Source organism: Frankia sp. CoWAU3 (assembly GCF_977971855.1).
Window position 1 is genome coordinate 1 of record NZ_CDWWXB010000279.1, and the last position, 3,549, is coordinate 3,549.

Genomic DNA, 3,549 nt, shown 5'->3' on the forward strand with positions numbered 1-3,549 from the left:
ACCAACTACCGTCCGTGATTCTCACGCAGAGCTATCGATCGTTGCGCGGAAAGGCTCACTGGGCCCATTCGGGGTCGCTGTCCGGGCTGGCGGCGGCAATACCGTCGGCCGCTGCTCCTGCTGCGCGGTGGAAGCCGCTGAGATCGCCGGTGATGGCGAGGTATCTGGCTTCGAGGGCGGCGAGGGCGGCCTTGATACGGCAGGGTGGGAGCTTACGGGTGCCGTACTGGGCGAGCTGGACCATCTCCAAAGCGTCGTCGGCACGGCCAAGGTGGCCCGAGACGCGGGCCAGGCAGTTGAGCAAGTGAGCGGCCAGACCGGTGTCACCTGCCTCGGGAGCGGCGCGCAGGCCGAGCAGGAGATAGCGCTGTCCTTCCGGAGAGCGGCCAGCGTCGTGGGTCATCCAGCCGGCGACGCTTGCGAGATCGCCGACGGCGGCGAACAGTTCGCGGCCGACGGCTTCGGTCATCCGGCCGTGGTAGAGCAACTCGGTGGTTGCCTTGAGCTGGGCGACGACGGCGTCGCGTGAAAGGCCGCCGCCGTGCTGGTTGTCCCAGGTTCGGAACGCGGCGCTGGTCGCGCTGATCTTCTCGACGTCGGCCAACCCAATGCGTCCGGGACGATCAGGCTGCGGAAGCTCGCCGGGATCCTGATCAAGCCAGGGGCAGACGGCGTTCAAGAGGTCAGGGCCGGTAAGCAGATCGGTTCCATCCGGGTGGGGACTGGTGAGGTCGCTGCGGGTCGTATCAAGGACCGATTTGACGACTGCGTCCGGGTGCCAGGGCAACTGGACACCGCGCTGCCCTGGCGAGGCGGAGTCCATACCGATACTGGCGCGGTCGAGGGGTTTGGAAAGGCCGCAAAGCCTGGTGCGGGCTTCAGCGAGGAGCTCGGGCATGACACCGCGGGGCTGCTCGCCGGAGACCCACCGGCTGATCCGGGAGCTGTCGGGCGCGGCGTTCACCGGAGGGCGGCGATGTCGGGCGAGGCGGCATACCTCGTCGGCAACCTGCTGGTAGCTGCGGCCCGACTTGCCGATCCAGTGCGCGAGAGCGTGATTGCGTTGCCGGTGAGTGCCCTTCACCTGCGCCTCCGACGGGGTCGATTGCCTGGTGGGAGCAGGAGACGTCTGTGGCGTGGGCGGGGTCATTCCGCTGCCCGACGGCTGTCTGGCCGGGGCGCGGCGGACGTGTGACGAGCACGGTGTGCTGCTGATCGTCGACGAGGTGATGACCGGTCTCGGTCGGACCGGCCGGATGTTCGGTTTCCAGCACGATGACGGGGTCGTCCCGGACCTTGTGACGACTGGGAAGCACCTGACCGGCGGGCACTTCCCGCTTGCTGCGGTCACGACTACGCAGGCGGTCTACGAGGCGTTCGCCGGCGACCCACTGCTGGGCGGGCTACGGCACGGGCACACCACCTCGGGCCACGCCACCGGATGTGCTGCGGCGCTGGCATGCCTGGATGTGATCGACCGTGACGGCCTCGTCGGGCGCGCCCGCCAGCGCGGGACCGTTCTTCTCGGTGAGTTGGAGCGGTTGCGGCGGCATCCCGCCGTCCGGGATGTCCGAGGCCGGGGGCTGCTGGCCGGGGTGGAGCTGGCCAGCGACGCACTCGCAGGGCAGGTGGCCGAGCAGTGCATGCGCCGGGGCGTGTTGGTCCGGCCGATGGGCGCGGTGCTGCAGATCGCGCCGCCGCTGATCATCACCGAGGAGCAGGTCCGTAGGATCGCCGCCGTCATCGGCCAGGCCTGCGTGCACGTCATGGCTGGCGTCCAGTGACCTCCCACAGATCGACCGTGATCCTCCCTTGCGCAGGGGCTGGGAGCCGCCTCGGCCTCCCGTTCGGCAAGGAGCTCCTGCCGCTCGGACCTGGGTCCACGCCGCTGGGCGAGACCCTCGCCCTGCTGTTGCCTCATGCCACAGCGCTGCGCTTGGTCATGGTCCTCGGGCCGGGAAGGGAGGCCACCGCCCGGCACGTCATCGCCAGGACCGCAGCCGCGGGCCTGCCGGTCGCGTTCACCACCCAACGCCCGGAACTGGCGGAGTGCACGGGCGCCGTGCTCTCCGCGCAGCCCTGGTTCGCGGAGCGAAACATTCTCCTGCTGCCCGACCAGGTTCTGCGGTTCCCGGCCGCTGACCTGATCGGCCGTGCCCTGGACGCCGGAGCCGACAGCTTCGGGGGGTCCACCCACAAGACCCTCCCCGGCCCGCAGAAGGGCATCATCGCCACCAGGGACGAGGCGGTCGCCCGCCTGCTCCGCGTGGCCCAGCCGCACGTCATCTCCAGCCACCACCACGGCGCCACCTGCGCCCTCGGCCTGGCCCTCGCGCTGTTCGCCGAACGCTGCCCCGGCTACCCCTGCTCGATCATCGCCAACGCCCGCGCCCTCGGCGCGCGCCTGGCCGACCATGGCCTGCCCCCGGAAGGCGCCACGTTCGGCTACAGCAAGGGACACCAGCTCTGGCTGCGGACCGCCCCGCATGGCATCGCAGCCGCCGATGCCGCCGGGCGACTGCACGACGCTGGAATCCTGGTCAACTTCCTCGGCGACTTGCCCGGAATTCCCGAACCCGCCCTGCGGATCGGGGTCAACGAGCTGGCCTGGCTTGGCCTCCAACCCGACGACATCCCCGAGCTCGCCAGCATCATGACCCGCGCGATCCTCGGCACCGAGCCGTCACACGAGCTTGCGGCGCAGACGGCCAGCCTCCGCCACAAGCTTCCCAGAAGCCCCATTCCCGAGCCCCTGCGAGACCTCGCCTTCACCCTCCTTCAGACCGTCTTCGGTGGCCACCTCGCCACGTCCAAGATCGCCGTGCTGCGGACCTGAGCCCGCTCCTGCTCGACCCCGACGACGCCGGGACGGGTTTTCCTCACCGGCGACCAGATGATCAAATTCTGTGGTGCCCGCCGCCCGTGGCCGCGCCGTCGGCAGCACTGCCGTCTCACCGCACGAGCCGGCCATCCTGCCCAAGTGACAGCAGCACCTCGTCTGCGAGGGTTGATACAGGCAACTCGCCGTCGAGGATGATCGTGTCGCTCGGCAGGGTGTCCTCGGCGGTGGTGCACCGGTCGACCTGGGCCAGCCGCCATCGCCGGACCTCGGCATCCCGCTTCGGGTCGTCGGGGTGGATGACCTGCCCGGTGATCCGCTCCCGCAGCTGGGCGGCCGGCACTTTGAGGAAGAAATGCCGTACCGGGATCCCGTAGGCGGCCAGCCCGCCGAAAATCTCCCGCGCGTATCCCGGATCGACCACGGTCATGGGCGCGATGACGAGCTGGCCGTACTGCTGCGCCAGTACCCGCCCGGTCTCCACGACCAGGAGCCTCCAAGCGGGCAGGTCTTGGAAGTCTCCTGACGGGGCAGGGGAGACCATGTCGCGCAGCATGAACCCGACCTCCTCCGGGTCGAACATCAGCGCGTCAGAGCACTGTCGCCTCAGCTCCTCGGCAAGCGTCGTCTTGCCCGCCCCGAACGACCCGTTGATCCAGCAGATCACGCTTGCTCCCTGCATCTGGCGTAGAGCCTGCACCTAGATACCC

At 69.5% G+C, this 3,549-nt stretch carries 4 protein-coding genes; 2 read left to right on the plus strand and 2 right to left on the minus strand.

The window, feature by feature from the left end; all coding sequences use genetic code 11:
* Positions 1-55 precede the first annotated feature (55 nt).
* Positions 56-898, minus strand: a complete 843-nt coding sequence (locus AC08ON_RS17095) for a hypothetical protein (RefSeq protein WP_476608575.1) — start codon at positions 896-898, stop codon at positions 56-58.
* 238 nt (positions 899-1,136) lie between these two features.
* Between AC08ON_RS17095 and AC08ON_RS17100 the strand changes: the two genes are divergently transcribed.
* Both AC08ON_RS17100 and AC08ON_RS17105 read left to right on the plus strand, forming a co-directional pair.
* Positions 1,137-1,784: an aminotransferase class III-fold pyridoxal phosphate-dependent enzyme gene (locus tag AC08ON_RS17100; RefSeq protein ID WP_476608576.1), complete on the plus strand. Its 648-nt coding sequence runs from the start codon at positions 1,137-1,139 to the stop codon at positions 1,782-1,784.
* A 17-nt stretch (positions 1,785-1,801) separates the two neighbouring features.
* Positions 1,802-2,836, plus strand: a complete 1,035-nt coding sequence (locus AC08ON_RS17105; RefSeq protein ID WP_476608577.1) for a PLP-dependent aminotransferase family protein — start codon at positions 1,802-1,804, stop codon at positions 2,834-2,836.
* 115 nt (positions 2,837-2,951) lie between these two features.
* Here AC08ON_RS17105 and AC08ON_RS17110 read toward each other — a convergent pair whose 3' ends face one another.
* A complete protein-coding gene (locus AC08ON_RS17110) occupies positions 2,952-3,521 on the minus strand; it encodes an AAA family ATPase (RefSeq protein ID WP_476617343.1) in 570 nt (189 codons plus the stop codon).
* Between the last annotated feature and the right edge of the window lie 28 nt (positions 3,522-3,549).

Bases quoted from the DNA above. Each gene is read 5' to 3' on its own strand.
- AC08ON_RS17095 (WP_476608575.1), bottom strand. From the start codon at position 898: ATGCCCGAGCTCCTCGCTGAAGCCCGCACCAGGCTTTGCGGCCTTTCC.
- AC08ON_RS17110 (WP_476617343.1), bottom strand. From the start codon at position 3,521: ATGCAGGGAGCAAGCGTGATCTGCTGGATCAACGGGTCGTTCGGGGCG.